This window comes from Bradyrhizobium sp. SSBR45G (genome assembly GCF_030159255.1).
GTDB lineage: Bacteria > Pseudomonadota > Alphaproteobacteria > Rhizobiales > Xanthobacteraceae > Bradyrhizobium.
Genome location: NZ_BSCT01000015.1, coordinates 116,722 through 132,364 on the forward strand (window position 1 = coordinate 116,722; position 15,643 = coordinate 132,364).

Below are 15,643 nucleotides of genomic sequence, written 5' to 3' on the forward strand. Positions count from 1 at the left end.
CGCTCGGCCCGATGATAGCGACCCGTCAAGGGCCGGACCAACATCAAACCGCGCGGCGAGTTCCTGCCGGGACGCTTCATTTCCGATCATTGCCAACTGCTTAGCGGGCGTTTGCCCGCGCGACGCGACTAGTTTTCGGAAAAGTAACTCTGCAGGGTGCGGACCTCAAGGTCTCCCCCGAGATAGGCACGGATGCCTTGCGCAGCCGCCACGGCACCCGAAAGAGTGGTGTAATATGGCACTTTATGCAAGAGGGCAGCGCGCCGCAGCGATCGGCTGTCGGCCAGCGCCTGCGGGCCTTCCGTGGTGTTGAAGACCAGCTGGATGTCACCATTGGTGATGGCGTCCACGATGTGGGGCCGCCCTTCCAGGACCTTGTTGATCTTCTCGGCCGGGACACCCTGATCGACCAGGAAGCGCTGGGTGCCCGAGGTCGCGACGACCCTGAAGCCGAGCTCGTGCAGCATCCGGACCACCTCGGTGATGCGGCCCTTGTCGCTCTCGCGCACTGACACGAACACGGTGCCCTTGCGCGGCACGCGTGTGCCGCCGCCGAGCTGGCTCTTGGCAAAGGCCACCGCGAAGGAGCGGTCGATGCCCATCACCTCGCCGGTCGAGCGCATCTCCGGGCCGAGCACGGTGTCGACGCCGGGGAAGCGGGCGAACGGGAAGACCGATTCCTTGACGCCGACATGCTTGAGCGCCCGCTTGGTCAGGCCGAAATCGGCGAGCTTTTCGCCCGCCATGATGCGCGCCGCGATCTTGGCGACCGGCGTGCCGACCACCTTGGCGACGAAGGGCACCGTACGCGAGGCGCGGGGATTGACCTCGAGCACGTAGATGGTGCCGTCCTTGATCGCATATTGCACGTTCATCAGACCGACCACGTCGAGCCCGAGCGCGAGCTCACGGGTCTGCCGCTCCAGCTCGGCGATGGTGGCCTCGTCGAGCGAATGCGGCGGCAGCGAGCAGGCGGAATCGCCCGAATGGATGCCGGCCTCCTCGATGTGCTCCATGATGCCGACGATGAACGTGTCCTTGCCATCGGACAGGCAGTCGACGTCGATCTCGGTGGCATCCGACAGATAGCGGTCGAACAGCAGCGGGTTCTTGCCGAGCACGGTGTTGATCTGGCCGGTCTTGTCGTTCGGATAGCGAGCCTTGACGTCGGCGGGCACCAGCTCGGGCAGCGTGCCGAGCAGGTAGTCGCTGAGCTGGTTGTCCTCGCGGATGATCTGCATGGCGCGGCCGCCGAGCACATAGGACGGGCGCACCACCAGCGGCAGGCCGAGGTCGGCTGCGACCAGGCGCGCCTGCTCGACCGAATAGGCAATGCCGTTCTTCGGCTGTTTCAGATGCAGCTTGTCGAGCACGCGCTTGAAGCGGTCACGGTCCTCGGCGAGGTCGATCGCTTCCGGCGAGGTGCCGAGGATCGGCACGTCGGCCGCCTCGAGCGCGCGTGCGAGCTTGAGCGGCGTCTGGCCGCCGAACTGCACGATGACGCCGTGCACGGTGCCGTTCTTGCGCTCGGTAGCGATGATCTCGAGCACGTCCTCGGCCGTCAGCGGCTCGAAATACAGCCGGTCGGCGGTGTCGTAGTCGGTCGACACCGTCTCCGGATTGCAGTTGACCATGATGGTCTCATAGCCGGCATCGGCGAGCGCGAAGCAGGCATGGCAGCAGCAATAGTCGAACTCGATGCCCTGGCCGATCCGGTTCGGACCGCCGCCGAGAATGATGACCTTCTTCCTGTCGGACGGCGCGCTCTCGTCGGCAAGCTCGCCCGCGAACGGCGTTTCGTAGGTCGAATACATGTAGGCGGTGGGCGAGGCGAACTCGGCGGCGCAGGTGTCGATGCGCTTGAATGCGGGACGCACGCCGAGTGCATGGCGCTTGGCCGCGACCTCGGCTTCGGTGGTGTTGGCCAGCACGGCGAGCCGCGCGTCGGAGAAGCCCGTCGCTTTCAGCGTGCGCATGCCGCTGGCGTTCGGCGGCAGGCCGTGCCGGCGGACCTTGTCCTCCATCTCGACGATCCCGCGCATCTGCGCCAGGAACCAGGGGTCGATCTTGCAGGAGTTGAAGATGTCCTCGTTCGACCAGCCCAGCCGCATCGCCTGCGCCACCTGCAGCAGGCGGTTCGGCGTCGGCGTGCCGAGCGCAGCCCGGATCGCGTTCTTGTCGTCACCGCGGCCGAGACCGTCGATCTCGATTTCATCGAGGCCGGTCAGACCGGTCTCGAGCCCGCGCAGGGCCTTCTGCAGGCTTTCCTGGAAGGTGCGGCCGATCGCCATCACCTCGCCGACCGATTTCATCGAGGTCGTCAGCGTGGTCGAGGCGCCCGGGAATTTCTCGAAGGCAAAACGGGGAATCTTGGTGACGACGTAGTCGATCGTCGGCTCGAACGAGGCTGGGGTCGCGCCGCCGGTGATGTCGTTGGCGATCTCGTCCAGCGTGTAGCCGACCGCGAGCTTGGCGGCGACCTTGGCGATCGGGAATCCCGTCGCCTTGGAAGCGAGGGCCGATGAACGAGAGACCCGTGGATTCATCTCGATCACGACCATGCGGCCGTCGGCCGGATTGACGCCGAACTGCACGTTGGAGCCGCCGGTCTCGACGCCGATCTCGCGCAGCACCGCCAGCGAGGCGTCGCGCATGATCTGGTATTCCTTGTCCGTCAAGGTCAGCGCCGGCGCGACCGTGATCGAGTCGCCGGTGTGCACGCCCATCGGATCGAGGTTCTCGATCGAGCAGACGATGATGCAGTTGTCCTTTTTGTCGCGGACCACCTCCATCTCGTACTCCTTCCACCCCAGCACCGATTCTTCGATCAGCACTTCGTTGGTGGGCGAGGCGTCGAGACCGCGCTCGATGATGTCGAGATATTCTTCCTTGTTGTAGGCGATGCCGCCGCCGGTGCCGCCCATCGTGAAGGACGGACGGATGATGGCGGGGAGGCCGATCTCGGACAGCGCCATCAGCGCCTGGCCGAGCGCATGCTCCTGGTAGCGCTTGCGGCGCTCGTTCTCGCCGAGCGTCCACTGCCGGTCGAGCTCGTCGCGTGCGGCGCCCTGGAGCTTCTCGCGCTCGGCGAGATATTTGTCGCGATACTGCTTCTTCAGCGCGGAGGCGTTGGCCAGCCGCGACTTCGGCGTCTGCAGCCCGATCTTCTCCATCGCGTTGCGGAACAGCTGGCGGTCTTCCGCCTTGTCGATCGCGTCAGCGGTGGCGCCGATCATCTCGACGTCGAACTTCTCCAGCGTGCCCTGCCGGCGCAGCGACAGCGCGCAGTTCAGCGCGGTCTGCCCGCCCATGGTCGGCAGCAGCGCGAAGCCGCCGGGGATGACGTGGCGTTCCTTCTCGATGATCTTGGCGACGATCTCGGGCGTGATCGGCTCGATATAGGTCGCGTCAGCCAGATCCGGATCGGTCATGATCGTCGCCGGATTGGAATTGACGAGGACGACGCGATAGCCCTCCTCCTTCAGCGCCTTCACCGCCTGCGTGCCCGAATAGTCGAACTCGCAGGCCTGGCCGATCACGATCGGACCGGCGCCAATGATCAGGATGGTGGAGATGTCGGTTCGTTTCGGCATTCAGGCTCACGGGCAAGACACGGCAGGGAATTGGGCACAAAAAAAGGGCGCGCATACGCGCGTCCCGTAAGGCCAAGGCGCGACCAGTCCTCGCGCGCGAGCGGTCTTTAGACCAGTTTCCTCTGAGCGAAAAGGGCCTTAGATCGCCATCAACGGGCAATTTTACGCGACTTTGAGGCGCTCCCGCCGGTAACGACCGACAAGAACGGCCAGTCCGGCCCCGACGCTGAGGCCGCCGACCCAGCCGAGGTCGGCAGGCGCCGCGGTGGACAGGACGATCCCGCCGAGCGCGCCCCCGATCGCAAACCCCAGATACATGAACGACGCATTGAGCGACAGGGCGATGGTCGCAGCCTGGGGCTCGATGCGGATCAGGCTCGCGGCCTGGGCCGGAAAGAAGCTCCAGCCGCAGATCCCCCAGGCGAAGACCGGCAGCAGCACGAGATAGCGGCCCAGGTCGGGAGCGGCCACCTTCAACGCCGCCGACAGCAGCACCAATGCCATCGCCATCCCGAAGAGGCTCATCGCCATCGTCGGTATCGGCCCGAGCCGGTCGGCGAGGTGGCCGCCCAGCATGTTGCCGACCGCGGCGGCGCAGCCGAATACCAGGAGCGCGAGGCTGACGTCGCTCGAGCTGAACCCGATGAGCTGCAGGGGAACTGCGAGATAGGTGAACACCGTCAGGCCGCCGATGGCCCACAGCATCGTGGTCAGGATGGCATAGACGACGGATTCGTGGCGCGCGACCGCGAGACGGTCGGCGAAGCTTGCGGTCGTGGCCGGCAGGTTGCGCGGCAGGCGCAGCAGCACGCCCACCAAAGCGAGCGCGCCAAGCGCTGCGACGAGCCCGAAGGTCGCACGCCACGTGACCTGATTGCCCACGAACGTTCCGAGCGGCACGCCGATCACGGTTGCAACGGTCACGCCCGATGTCACCAGCGCGACCGCGCGGCCGCGCCGCTCGGGCGCGGAGATCGCCACTGCGATCCCCATCGCGGTCGGCGTACAAAGCCCGGCCCCCAGAGCCATCAGAACGCGCGAGGCCATCAGCAGAAGGAAGCCGGGAGCGACGATGGCGAGCAGGTTGCCGGCGATGAAGGCCGACAACGCCATCGCCAACGCCATCTTGCGATCGACATTGTTGAACAGCACCGCCAGCAGCGGCGAGCCGATCGCATAAGCGAGCGAATAGGCTGTCACGAGCTGTCCTGCAGCGGGCGCGGAAATGCCGAGATCCGACGAGATCGCCGGCAGAAGGCCTGCGATCACGAAGGCCTCGGTGCCGATCGCAAATGTCGCCAAGGCGAGCCAGACCACGGGCATGACAGTCTCACATTGTTCAATAGTCGTTGAACTAGTGAGCCCACAAGCGGCCCTTGTCAATTGGTTCAAAATATATTGAACATTGAACCGAGCGTCCTTGCTCCCTATGATCATCAGAATGAGCCGAGCGCCGCACCATCCGACCCGTGACCAGATCGAGCTGCCCCTGCTGCTGGATTGTCTCAGCGACCCGATCCGTCTCGCGATCGTCTACAGCCTGGCAAAGCAGGAGCAGCCGGCTGAGATGCGCTGCGGCGACTTCAACGCCCTGAGCGGCAAATCCAATCTCGCCTACCACTTTGCCAGGCTGCGTGAGGCGGGATTGATTCAGACCCGCATCGCCGGCACGACGCGCTTCATGCGACTGCGGCGCGACGATCTGGAGTTGCGGTTTCCCGGCCTGCTGGATTCGATCATCGCGGCTGCGGCGCGTGATGCCGAGCGGCTGCAACTGCCGGATTGTGAGATCGTGACGGAGGGGTGAGAGGTCGGACTTCGCGCCGCGCATTCTGCAGCTGCCGCCCCGAGTTGCGGCGGTTGGAGGCCCGGCCTGGACTTGAACCAGGTTCAAGAGCGTTGCACCGCTCTTCGCGTCGTAGCTTCCGCCACCGGGCCGAGGCGATCTTACCTCTCACGGGCTCCTGAGCCAGCCCTGTATTTCAGTTAACCCTAACTGTGTTGCCGGATGTGGCCGTGCGTTGGGGTCTCAGGGAGTTCCAGGCGCCGGGCGCGCCACGAACGTCATGCGCCAGCGATTGTAGCCGATATTCTTGGGCGCCCGGACCGCGCTGAGCCTGGCCTTGGTGAGCCTCGCCAGAATGTCGGCCTCGCTGTAGCGCTGCAGGCCGACCTTGCTGCGCATCTGTCGGTAATCGGACAAGGCCGTCGCGACCAGTCCGACCAGCGCGTCCTTGAGGAAGCCGTTGCGCGCCGCGAACATCAGCAGCGCCAGCACGTCGCGGGCCATGCCGACGTCCGGACGCAGGACGTCGCCGAGAACGAACTTTCCCGACGGCTTGAGCAGCCGCCTGATGATGGTGAGGGCGGTGTCGAACTCGGCCTCGTTCATGTACTGCGCGACCGAGTTCATGACGACGAGGTCGATCGAGGCTTCCTGCATGTTGCGCAACTCGTCGAGCGAGCGCACGCGGATCTTGGTGTTGGGAGCGAAGCGCGCGATCAGCCGCCCACGCACGCCAGGCGCAGGCTCGGCCAGAATCAGTGTCATGCAGGCCTCGGCAACCTTGGCAGCCGACAGCGCTTCACCGCAGGAATAGTCGAGGACCACCGCATCGGGCGAGGGGATGTAGCCGACGATGTCGCGCGCGATCACCTGGAAGTGCAGGTCGCGATGCAGCTTGCTCGCATAGATCGTGTGCGTGGAATCGTAATAATCGATCCAATCGTCCATGGCGGGTTCCGGCAAACACAGTTCCTTGATCGGAACTGGAGGGGTGAGCGAGCGTTAACGGGTCCGATCACCCGTGTCCATCGCTGCTTCTAACAGGAAGGTTAAGCCGTGAGTAAAGCAAAGACCGACAAGACTGCCCCCGAGCTCGACACCCCGACCGATCTGTCGCCGGACGCCGTGAACAAGATTTCGACGGCCCTGAATACCCTGCTCGCCGACGCTTTCGCGCTCTATCTCAAGACCAAGAACTTCCATTGGCACGTCAGCGGCCGGCATTTTCACGACTACCATGAGATGCTGGACGAGCAGTCTGACGCGATCTTCGCCACCACCGACCAACTGGCCGAGCGGGTGCGCAAGCTCGGTGGCACCACGCTGAAATCGGTCAGCCAGATCAGCAAGCTGCAGACCATCAAGGACAACAACGAGGAGTATGTGCCGCCGCGCGAGATGCTGCGGGAGTTGATGGAAGACAACAAGCACATCGCCGCCGCGATGCGGAAGGCTCACGGGCTGTGCGACGACAATGACGATCCGGCGACCGCGGGGCTGCTGGAGACCTTCATCGACGAGACTGAGCGCCGCACCTGGTTCCTGTTCGAAGCCAGCCGCCAGGAAGGCAGCAACGCCGCTTGAGCTGATCGCCGGACATGGTCTGAGGGGCGCGACGCGGCGAAGTGGCGCGGCCCTCGGACTTGCGTGCATGTCGGCTTCCCGAGGCGACGATCTCGCCAGCTGGCCAGCCGCGCTGATCGCGATCAGGCTGAGGTAGACGTTGACGGCTAAGGCGCTCGTTCCGATCGCAACGTGAGGGCTGCTGATCCCCACCGGATCGATCATCAGCGGCACCGCCAGTGCCGACCGGCCGCTACCGATCGGGCCGAGTATGAGTCCGACCAGAGCTGTCGATCTGCGCGAGGATCCGTCTTCGCCGGTCAGAGGGCGTTCAGCGGGACTTTGAGAAACCGGCGTCCGCTGGCGTCGGCGCGCGGCAATTGCCCGGCCTTCATGTTCACCTGCAGCGATGGGATAATCAGCCTGGGCATGTCCAGCGTGCGGTCACGCGCCTCGCGCGCGGCGACGAACTGGTCTTCGCTGATGCCGTCGCGGACGTGAATGTTGTGCGCGCGCTGCTCGGCGACAGTCGTTTCCCAGCGGATGTCGCGGCCGTTGGGGCCGTAATCGTGGCACATGAACAGCCGCGTCGCGTCAGGCAGCTGCAGCACCCGGCGAATCGAGCGATACAGCGTGCGCGCATCGCCGCCCGGGAAGTCGGCCCGTGCCGAGCCGCCATCGGGCATGAACAGCGTATCGCCGACGAAGGCGGCATCGCCGATCACATGGGTCATGCAGGCCGGTGTATGACCCGGCGTATGCATCGCGAACGCGGTCATCCCGCCGATCCCGTAGCAGTCGCCATCCTGGAACAGGCGGTCGAACTGGCTGCCGTCGCGCTGAAACTCGGAGCCTTCGTTGAAGATCTTGCCGAAGGTTTCCTGCACGATCCTGATGTTGGCGCCGATGCCGATCCTGCCGCCCAGCTTCGACTGGATGTAGGGAGCGGCCGACAGATGATCGGCATGGACATGGGTTTCGATCAGCCATTCGAGCTGCCAGCCATGCTCCTGGATCAGGCCAATGATCTTGTCGGCGGAGGTCGGTGCGATGCGTCCGGACGCATAGTCGATGTCCATGACCGAGTCGATCACCGCGCAAGCGGACGAGTTCGGGTCCTTGACCACGTAGCTGACCGTGTTGGTGGCGGGATCGAAGAACGGTGTGACGTCGGGCTTCAAGGAGAGATCGACCGGATGCGGGATGCTGGACATTTGAACCTCCGTCGTAGCGCGCTTCTTGCTCATTCCGAATCGGCGGCGGCGAACGATGGCAGGCTGCGCGCGAGCGTGCGGGCCGCGGCCATGCCCATCAACATGGCAATCACGAACAGGACGATCGCAGGCGAGCCGTAGCCAAGCGCCACGAAGGCCGGTCCCGGGCAGATGCCGGCGAGACCCCAGCCGATGCCGAAGAGGGCGGGGCCGATCACGATCTTCCAGTCGAGCGGTTGCGAGGGCGGCACATGAAAGCGATCATCGAACATCGGACGCTTCCACCGGAAGATGGCGCGGAATCCCAGGAAGGTCACGGTGACCGCACCCGCCATCACGAACGCCAGGCTCGGATCCCAGCCGCCGGAACGGATGGCCGTCAGGTCGAGGAAGTCCAGCACCTTCTCAGGGTTGGACATTCCCGACAGCAACAGTCCAAGACCAAACACGAGTCCGATGACGAACTGGGTCAGAATGGTCATCGCACCCTCACGCCATATGCCGCGCAAGGAAGGTCGTGGCGATCGCGGTGGCCATGAACACCAGCGTGGCCACCATTGACCGCCGTGACAGGCCGGCCAATCCGCACACCCCGTGGCCGGACGTACAGCCATTCCCCAGCACTGCGCCGAAGCCGACCAGCAGTCCGGCCAGCACCAGATCGATCGTGCCCGCCTCGAGCGTGAGGGGCGGCAGGCTGCCCGTCGCGAGCCGGACAACAAGGGTGGCGGCCAGCAGGCCGAGGATGAACGCGAACCGCCCAGCGATTGCGCCGTCCCATGGCGGCAGCAGCCGCGCGGCAATTCCGCTGACCCCGGCCACCCGGCCGGTCAGGGCCATCATCATGACGGCGGAAACGCCGATGAGGGCGCCGCCGGTGAGCGCCGCAATGAATGTATGCTCGCTGATCATCTCGTCCTGGTTCCTGGTCGCCCGCGCGTTGCCATCCGCTTTCATTTGCATTATTGCTTATATACGAAAATAGAGTAGTAACAATCATGACAGCACGTGCCGGTCGCAAGCCCCAGGTCGCCTCCATGGCCCGCCTGGAAGACAAGGCGGAAGAGGCTGCTCGTCTGCTTACGGCGATGGCGAATCCGAAGCGGCTGATGGTGCTCTGCAACCTGATCGAAGGTGAACGCGCCGTCGGTGAATTGGCCGAGCAGGTCGGCTTGCGACAGGCGGCGTTGTCGCAGCACCTCGCCATGATGCGGGCGCTCGATCTGGTGGCAACGCGGCGCGACGGTCAGACCATCTATTACCGGCTGGCGAGCCACGAGGTCCGCGAGATTCTGCAGACCCTCTACCGGTTGTACTGCGCCTGATCAGCGCGCGCTGCGCCACAGGCGGGTGAGCGGCCCGCCTGCGCCCAGGACCGGATCGGTTTTGGGCAGCGGCACATCCGGGATCATCTGCAAGGCACGTGCGTGGTTCTCCTTCGTCGGCCGTGTGATCTGCATCTTCGGTCCGGGTGGATAGGCGCCGACGATGCAGAAATCCTCGCTGGCCGAGAGGCATTGGTGTCCGGTGCCGGCCGGCAGGATGGCAATATCACCCGGCGACAGCTCCAGCTCGCGGCCCTGATCGCCGCCGAACCGGACCCGCGCCGTGCCACTGGCGACGCCAAGGGCCTCATGCACCGTCGCGTGATAGTGCAGGTAGTCGTAGACGCCGTTGCGCCACATGTCGCCCCAGCCGTTGCGGGCGAACAAGCGCTCGATGGTTGCAGCCGGATCTGCGCGATCGAGGTCGGTGGCCCGCTTGTAGACCAGGAACGGCATGGGATTGTTGGGCACGATGCCGTCGTCAGCAAACATGATGCTGATCGGTTCGGTGCTGCTTGCGACAGGCGCCATGGAGCCTCCCGACGGATGGGGTCATCGTCTGAACACGGTGGCCACCGCGAAGGTTCCAGGGACCACCGAACGATCCTGGAGCAGCCTCCTCGCAACGAAGCTCGTTGCCGCGGCTGGATTGCCGAGCGCGGGCATAGACGACCCTGCTGAAGATGCGGCCCGCGGCGCACCCGCCGATTGACACATCCGGCTCCGCTGAATAGCATCCTTACAATAAGTAAGAATGAGCGGGGAGGGCGGCGTGCGGCTCATTCGCAGTCGGCACGATACGAGATCTGCAATCCTTGGTTACCTCTGGTGCTCCGGGGGCTCTTTCCGGCCGGATCTGGCGCAGGGGGTTGCGCTCACCGAGGCCAGCATCTCGCGCATCATCAGCGATCTGAAGTCCGAGGGCGTGATCCAGGAGACCCGGCGGGCGGCGCCCTATCGCGGCGGCCCGAGCCTGTTCATCACCTTGAGCAACCAGATCTCCGTCGCTGCGATCGAAATCTCCAACAACCGTCTCTATTCCGCCGTTGGCACGCTGGCCGGCGACACGCTGTATGCGGAGCAATACGACTTGGCCGATGGCCTGGGCGCCGCCGATGTCGATGCGACGGTGACCCGGGCCGTCTGTGACCTCGCGGCCTGGGCTACACCGCGCGGTATCGCGCTGGAGCAATTGGCGGTCTCGATTCCGGGCTACGACCCCGATCTGCGCGCCAGCCCCATCGTTGCGCTGGATGTCCCCGCGCTTGCCGATCTCTGCCAGCGCAAGCTGCCGGAAACGCCGGCGCGATGGACCAATTCGATGGTCGCTCGCGCCGTGGGCCACCGGCTGCAGATGGGCACGGGTGTGCTCGGCGGGTCGTATTTCTTCGTCTTCGTCGGCCATGGTGTCGGCGCCGCCATCGTCGACGAACTTGCCGAAAGCGGCGATGTCGAGACCTGCGAAATCGGCCACGTGGTGATCGACCCCTCCGGCGGCCGGTGCCGCTGCGGGCACGCCGGCTGCCTCGAAACCCATGTGTCGACCGTGGCGCTGGCGGACATTCTGAAGGTGCCGGAAAGTGACCTGATTGGCCGCGGCGATCGCTGGCCTGATGACTATCGCATCTCCGCGGAAGCGAGAGCGGCGATCCGGATGCGCCTCGGCAGGCTGGGCCTTGCGATCGGCAACGCGCTCAATCTCAACCGCCAGCGCAACGTCGTCATTGCCGGATGGCCGGGGGCTCTGCCCGCCGATGATCGCGCGGTCGTCTTGGAGGCCATCGGCCAGTCGCGCCTGGGCGGTCTGCAACGCGTCGCGCTCACCTTCTCCAATGCGAGCCTGGGCCGCGAACCCGTCTCAGGACTGGCGCTCGCCGCCTTCTCGTTCATCCGGCGCAGCGGCGAGCGTCGTGCGCGGGGACGGCAATTGATCTCGAGTTGACACACGTCGGCACTCTTCACGTCCGACGATCATGGAGGGAATGATGAAACGACGCCAAGTTCTGATCGGCCGAGCCCTGGCAGGCGCTGTGCTCTGCCTGACCGCTGCTTTGCCGGCGACGCTCGCGCGCGCGGAAACCGTGCTGAAGGTGAAGCCGTCGGGAGATCTCAAGGTGCTCGATCCGACCATTGCCGCGGATTCGATCGCGCGCAATTTCGGCTACATGATCTACGACACGCTGTTCACGGTCGACGACAAGCTCCAGGTCAAGCCGCAGATGGTGGACAGCTGGACCAATTCCGCGGACCGCAAGCTGTGGACCTTCAAGCTGCGCGACGGGCTGAAGTTCGGCGATGGGCAGAGCGTGACGCCGGATGACGTCGTGGCCTCGCTCAAGCGCTGGAGCCAGACCGATGCGATGGGGCAGATGCTGAATGCCCATGGCGCGTCATGGGAGGTCGTCGACGCCAAGACCTTCACGCTGACCTTGAAGGAACCATGGGGCTTCGTGCTCGACGCGCTCGCCAAGCCGGGCGCGCCGGTGCCCTTCATCGTTCCGGCCAAGGTCATTGCCAGCACCGCGGCGGGTCAGCCGCTCGCGGACCAGACCGGATCGGGCCCCTTCATCTTCAAGAAGGATGAATGGGTGCCGGGCTCCAAGCTGGTGTTCCTCAAGAACCCGCATTACGTGCCTCGCGCCGAACCACCGTCGGGCCTCGCCGGCGGCAAGGTCGTCAAGTTCGACCGCGTCGAATGGCTGATCATTCCCGACCAGCAGACCGCGCTCGACGCGCTGAAGAAGGGCGAGCTCGATATCGCCGAGGACATTCCGACCGATCTCGTTCCGGTGGCGAAGGCCGGCAAGAACGTGGTCGTCTCCAACCAGGACGAGATCGGCGTAGCGCAGCAGATCCGCCTGAACTCGACCCAGCCGCCATTCGACAATCCCGCCATTCGCAAGGCCGCGCTGCTTGCCGTGAACCCGAAGGACTATATCGAGGCCTGGGGCGGCGGTGAGGGCGGGGCGATCAAGGCCTGCAAGTCGTTCTACATCTGCTCCTCGCCCTACTACACGGAAGCCGGCTTCCCGTCGTTCGACCTGGAGAAGGCGAAGACGCTGCTGCGCGAGAGCGGCTATGACGGCACGCCGGTCGTGATCCTCGACGCCTCGGAGAATGCGCAGATCCATCCCGCGAGCCTCGTCGCCGAGCAGCAGCTCAAGGCGGCCGGCTTCAAGGTCGACGTCCAGGCGATGGACTGGGCGACGGTGGTGAGCCGCCGGACCAAGAAAGAGCCGGTAGGGCAGGGCGGCTGGTCGATCTTCATCTCCGGCCCCGGCGGTCTCGACATGATGCTGCCGATCAGCCATCTCGGGCTGCGCTCGAACTGCGAGAAGGCGTGGTTCGGCTGGCCGTGCGATGCCGAGATCGAGAAGCTGCGCGGCGCCTTCGGCGATTCCGCCGACATCGCCGAGCGCAAGGCGCTGGCCGAGCAGATCCAACTGCGCGCCGTGCAGACGGTGCCGTACATCCCGATCGCCGTGGCCTATCAGTTCCGCGCCGCGCGCGCCGACCTGACCGGCATCCTCAATCCACCTGCGCCGGTGTACTGGAACGTCGCCCGCAAGTGAGGCTCCGCCGAGCTAGGCCTTCGGCAGCTCGAACACCAGGCAGGTCGTCGTGGCATGCGCCAGCAGGCGGCCTTGCGAATCGGTGATGCGTGCTTCGGCCGTCGCGGCGCGGCGGCCGAAGGACAGCGTCTTGCCTTCGGTCCTCACCGTGCCGGTCGTGTCCGTCATCGCCTTGATGAAGGAGATCTTGAACTCCAGCGTGGTGTAGCCGCTGCCCTTCGGGCACATCGTCTGAACGGCAAGCCCCATGGCCGAATCCAGCAGGATCGCGGCGTAGCCGCCATGCACCGAGCCGATCGGGTTGTAGTGCCGCAATCCCGGCACGCTGTGCATCACGACATGGCCGGCCTCGGCGGTGCAATCGAACGGCTGGACGAACTGCATGATCGGCGGCTGCGGCAGGGTGTCTGCGAAAACGCCCCGCACGAAATCGAGCCCGGGCATCGACGCTAGCACCGACAGCGGCACCACGCCGAACTCCCTCCCGTCTGCAATCCTGTCGTTCATACCGGTCTCCTAAAGGAATGATGGTTATCATACAATGAAGCGAGCCGCAGAGCGAGTCCCCGGCCGATCCGACGCATCACAAGAAAATGCCCGGGACGCGGCCCGGGCATTCGATGTCGATCAGGCGTTCGGCCTCAGGCCGCGCTGCGCTTCTTCTCGCGCATCAGCTCGGCGAAGCGCTGGAATAGATAGTGCGAGTCGCGCGGGCCGGGCGAGGCTTCCGGGTGGTACTGCACCGAGAACACCGGCTTGCCCTCCAGCGCGATGCCGCAGTTGGAGCCGTCGAACAGCGAGATGTGGGTCTGCGTCGCGCCTGACGGCAGCGTGTCCTGGTCGACCGCGAAGCCGTGGTTCATCGAGGTGATCTCGACCTTGCCGGTGGTCTCGTCCTTGACCGGATGGTTGGCGCCGTGATGGCCCTGGTGCATCTTCTTGGTCTTGGCGCCGACCGCGAGGCCGAGCATCTGATGGCCGAGGCAGATGCCGAAGGTCGGCGTGCCCGAGGCGATCACCTGCTGGATGACCGGCACGGCATATTTGCCGGTCGCGGCCGGATCGCCCGGACCGTTCGAGAGGAACACGCCATCCGGCTTCAGCGCCATGATGTCCTCGGCCGAGGTCGTCGCCGGCACCACCGTGATCTTGCAGCCGACGCCGGCGAGCAGGCGCAGGATGTTGCGCTTGATGCCGTAGTCGATCGCGACGACGTTGAACTCCGGCTGGGCCTGCTGGCCGAAGCCCTCGTTCCACACCCAGGGGGTCTCGTCCCAGCTGAAACGCTGCGCCGAGGTGACCATCGGCACAAGGTCCATGCCCTCGAGGCCCGGCCATTCCCGCGCCTGCTTCTTCAGGGCATCGAGATCGAATTTGCCGTCCTTGGCGTGAGCGATCACGGCGTTCGGCATGCCCTTGGAGCGGATCAGCGCGGTCAAAGCGCGGGTGTCGATGCCCGACAGCCCGATGATGCCACGGGCGCGCAGCCACTGGTCGAGATGGCGGCTGGCGCGGTAGTTCGACGGGTCGGTGATCGCGGTGCGCAGGATCACCCCACGCGCGCCCGGCGTCGCCGCCATGTTCACCGTCTCGATATCCTCGTCGTTGGTGCCGACATTGCCGATATGCGGGAAGGTAAAGGTGATGAGCTGCCCGGCATAGGACGGATCCGTCAGGATCTCCTCATAGCCGGTCATTGCGGTGTTGAAGCAGACCTCGCCCACGGCATGGCCTTCGGCGCCGAGGCCGTAGCCTTCCAGCACCGTTCCATCGGCGAGCACGAGGAGCGCGGTCGGTTTATGGTCCGGCCAGGCGGCGTCAGTATCGATGTGTGTCATGAGGCTCCTACATAGTGGGGCGAGGGCCCGGCGTCAAAGCGGGAAGCGGCCGATTCACACGCGATTTCGGTCAATTTGGGCTGAGATCGCCGCCGTTTCCGCGCCTCGGACCGGAACGGATGCGGAACCGAGTTGTCTCAAGGGGACGAACCGCCTAGACCAGCCGCCAACCGAATTTGAGAGGACGAGACCATGCTGCGCGACGACATCAACACTGCGGTCAAGGAGGCCATGAAGGCCAAGGACGAGCGCAAGCTGTCCACCCTTCGCATGGTCAATTCGACCCTGAAGAACGCCGACATCGCCGCCCGCGGCGAGGGCAAGCCGCCGCTCGAGGACACCGACGTGCTCGCGCTGCTGCAGAAGATGATCAAGCAGCGCCAGGAATCGGTCGAGCTGTATGAGAAGGGCGGCCGCGCCGAGCTCGCCGCCGCCGAGCGCGAGGAGATCGCGGTGATCTCCGCCTATCTGCCGAAGCAGATGAGCGACGACGAGGTGAAGTCGGCCATCTCAGCCGCCGTCACCGAGACCGGCGCCGCCGGCATGAAGGACATGGGCAAGGTCATCGCCGCGCTGAAGGCCAAGTACACGGGACAGATGGACTTTGCGAAGGCCAGCGCGCTGGTGAAGGCGGCGCTGTCCGGCTGAGCTGCTGCCGCTGAGTCACGACAAGCGCCCCGCTCACACGGTGCGCTCCCTCTCCCCGTTCTTACGGGGGCGCGACGAGCTTCGCTCGCGCTGAGAGGGTTGGG

Annotated in this window: 15 protein-coding genes, 1 tRNA gene and 1 pseudogene; 6 read left to right on the top strand and 11 right to left on the bottom strand. The window is 65.2% G+C overall.

Going from position 1 to position 15,643, the window contains the following annotated elements; all coding sequences use genetic code 11:
- Positions 1-128: 128 nt before the first annotated feature.
- Both carB and QQL87_RS18870 read right to left on the bottom strand, forming a co-directional pair.
- Positions 129-3,593, bottom strand: a complete 3,465-nt coding sequence (gene carB / locus QQL87_RS18865) for a carbamoyl-phosphate synthase large subunit (protein ID WP_284420255.1) — start codon at positions 3,591-3,593, stop codon at positions 129-131.
- 162 nt (positions 3,594-3,755) lie between these two features.
- A complete protein-coding gene (locus tag QQL87_RS18870; RefSeq protein WP_284424118.1) occupies positions 3,756-5,030 on the bottom strand; it encodes an MFS transporter in 1,275 nt (424 codons plus the stop codon).
- A 4-nt stretch (positions 5,031-5,034) separates the two neighbouring features.
- Between QQL87_RS18870 and QQL87_RS18875 the strand changes: the two genes are divergently transcribed.
- Entirely contained in the window at positions 5,035-5,400 is a 366-nt protein-coding gene (locus QQL87_RS18875; RefSeq protein ID WP_284420253.1) for an ArsR/SmtB family transcription factor, read from the top strand.
- Positions 5,401-5,454: 54 nt separating this feature from the next.
- Here the strand turns inward: QQL87_RS18875 and QQL87_RS18880 are convergent.
- Positions 5,455-5,531: transfer RNA gene (locus QQL87_RS18880), tRNA-OTHER, on the bottom strand.
- A 91-nt stretch (positions 5,532-5,622) separates the two neighbouring features.
- Positions 5,623-6,327 carry a class I SAM-dependent methyltransferase gene (locus tag QQL87_RS18885; protein WP_284420252.1) on the bottom strand — a complete coding sequence of 235 codons (705 nt, stop codon included), beginning with the start codon at positions 6,325-6,327 and terminating at the stop codon, positions 5,623-5,625.
- A gap of 108 nt (positions 6,328-6,435) precedes the next feature.
- On the opposite strand from QQL87_RS18885, the gene QQL87_RS18890 reads away from it, so the two are divergent.
- The gene (locus QQL87_RS18890) at positions 6,436-6,963 is read left to right on the top strand and encodes a Dps family protein (protein ID WP_284420251.1); all 528 of its coding nucleotides are present in this window, start codon (positions 6,436-6,438) and stop codon (positions 6,961-6,963) included.
- 96 nt (positions 6,964-7,059) lie between these two features.
- Here the strand turns inward: QQL87_RS18890 and QQL87_RS37335 are convergent.
- The 4 genes and pseudogenes from QQL87_RS37335 to QQL87_RS18905 all read right to left on the bottom strand — a co-directional run.
- Positions 7,060-7,266: pseudogene (locus tag QQL87_RS37335) on the bottom strand (hypothetical protein); the annotation flags it as partial.
- Positions 7,263-8,156, bottom strand: a complete 894-nt coding sequence (locus QQL87_RS18895) for an MBL fold metallo-hydrolase (protein WP_284420250.1) — start codon at positions 8,154-8,156, stop codon at positions 7,263-7,265. The gene QQL87_RS18895 and the pseudogene QQL87_RS37335, both read right to left, overlap by 4 nt.
- Before the next feature lie 29 nt (positions 8,157-8,185).
- Positions 8,186-8,638 carry a DUF6691 family protein gene (locus tag QQL87_RS18900; RefSeq protein ID WP_284420249.1) on the bottom strand — a complete coding sequence of 151 codons (453 nt, stop codon included), beginning with the start codon at positions 8,636-8,638 and terminating at the stop codon, positions 8,186-8,188.
- 7 nt (positions 8,639-8,645) lie between these two features.
- Positions 8,646-9,068 carry a YeeE/YedE family protein gene (locus QQL87_RS18905; RefSeq protein ID WP_284420368.1) on the bottom strand — a complete coding sequence of 141 codons (423 nt, stop codon included), beginning with the start codon at positions 9,066-9,068 and terminating at the stop codon, positions 8,646-8,648.
- Positions 9,069-9,154: 86 nt separating this feature from the next.
- Here QQL87_RS18905 and QQL87_RS18910 point away from each other — a divergent pair, with 86 nt between their 5' ends.
- Positions 9,155-9,481 carry an ArsR/SmtB family transcription factor gene (locus QQL87_RS18910; RefSeq protein WP_284420248.1) on the top strand — a complete coding sequence of 109 codons (327 nt, stop codon included), beginning with the start codon at positions 9,155-9,157 and terminating at the stop codon, positions 9,479-9,481.
- On the opposite strand, the gene QQL87_RS18915 is transcribed toward QQL87_RS18910, so the two are convergent.
- On the bottom strand, positions 9,482-10,012 hold the full coding sequence (locus QQL87_RS18915) for a cupin domain-containing protein (protein WP_284420247.1): 531 nt from the start codon (positions 10,010-10,012) through the stop codon (positions 9,482-9,484).
- 241 nt (positions 10,013-10,253) lie between these two features.
- Between QQL87_RS18915 and QQL87_RS18920 the strand changes: the two genes are divergently transcribed.
- Positions 10,254-11,423, top strand: coding sequence for an ROK family transcriptional regulator (locus QQL87_RS18920; RefSeq protein WP_284420246.1), 1,170 nt, complete (start codon positions 10,254-10,256; stop codon positions 11,421-11,423).
- A gap of 43 nt (positions 11,424-11,466) precedes the next feature.
- Positions 11,467-13,053 carry an ABC transporter substrate-binding protein gene (locus tag QQL87_RS18925; protein WP_284420245.1) on the top strand — a complete coding sequence of 529 codons (1,587 nt, stop codon included), beginning with the start codon at positions 11,467-11,469 and terminating at the stop codon, positions 13,051-13,053.
- Positions 13,054-13,065: 12 nt separating this feature from the next.
- On the opposite strand, the gene QQL87_RS18930 is transcribed toward QQL87_RS18925, so the two are convergent.
- Complete coding sequence (locus QQL87_RS18930; RefSeq protein WP_284420244.1) at positions 13,066-13,560, bottom strand: PaaI family thioesterase; 495 nt, start codon at positions 13,558-13,560, stop codon at positions 13,066-13,068.
- A 134-nt stretch (positions 13,561-13,694) separates the two neighbouring features.
- Positions 13,695-14,891, bottom strand: coding sequence for a glutamine-hydrolyzing carbamoyl-phosphate synthase small subunit (gene carA, locus QQL87_RS18935; RefSeq protein ID WP_284420243.1), 1,197 nt, complete (start codon positions 14,889-14,891; stop codon positions 13,695-13,697).
- Between the two features lie 192 nt (positions 14,892-15,083).
- On the opposite strand from carA, the gene QQL87_RS18940 reads away from it, so the two are divergent.
- Positions 15,084-15,539, top strand: coding sequence for a GatB/YqeY domain-containing protein (locus QQL87_RS18940; RefSeq protein ID WP_284420242.1), 456 nt, complete (start codon positions 15,084-15,086; stop codon positions 15,537-15,539).
- Positions 15,540-15,643: the final 104 nt, after the last annotated feature.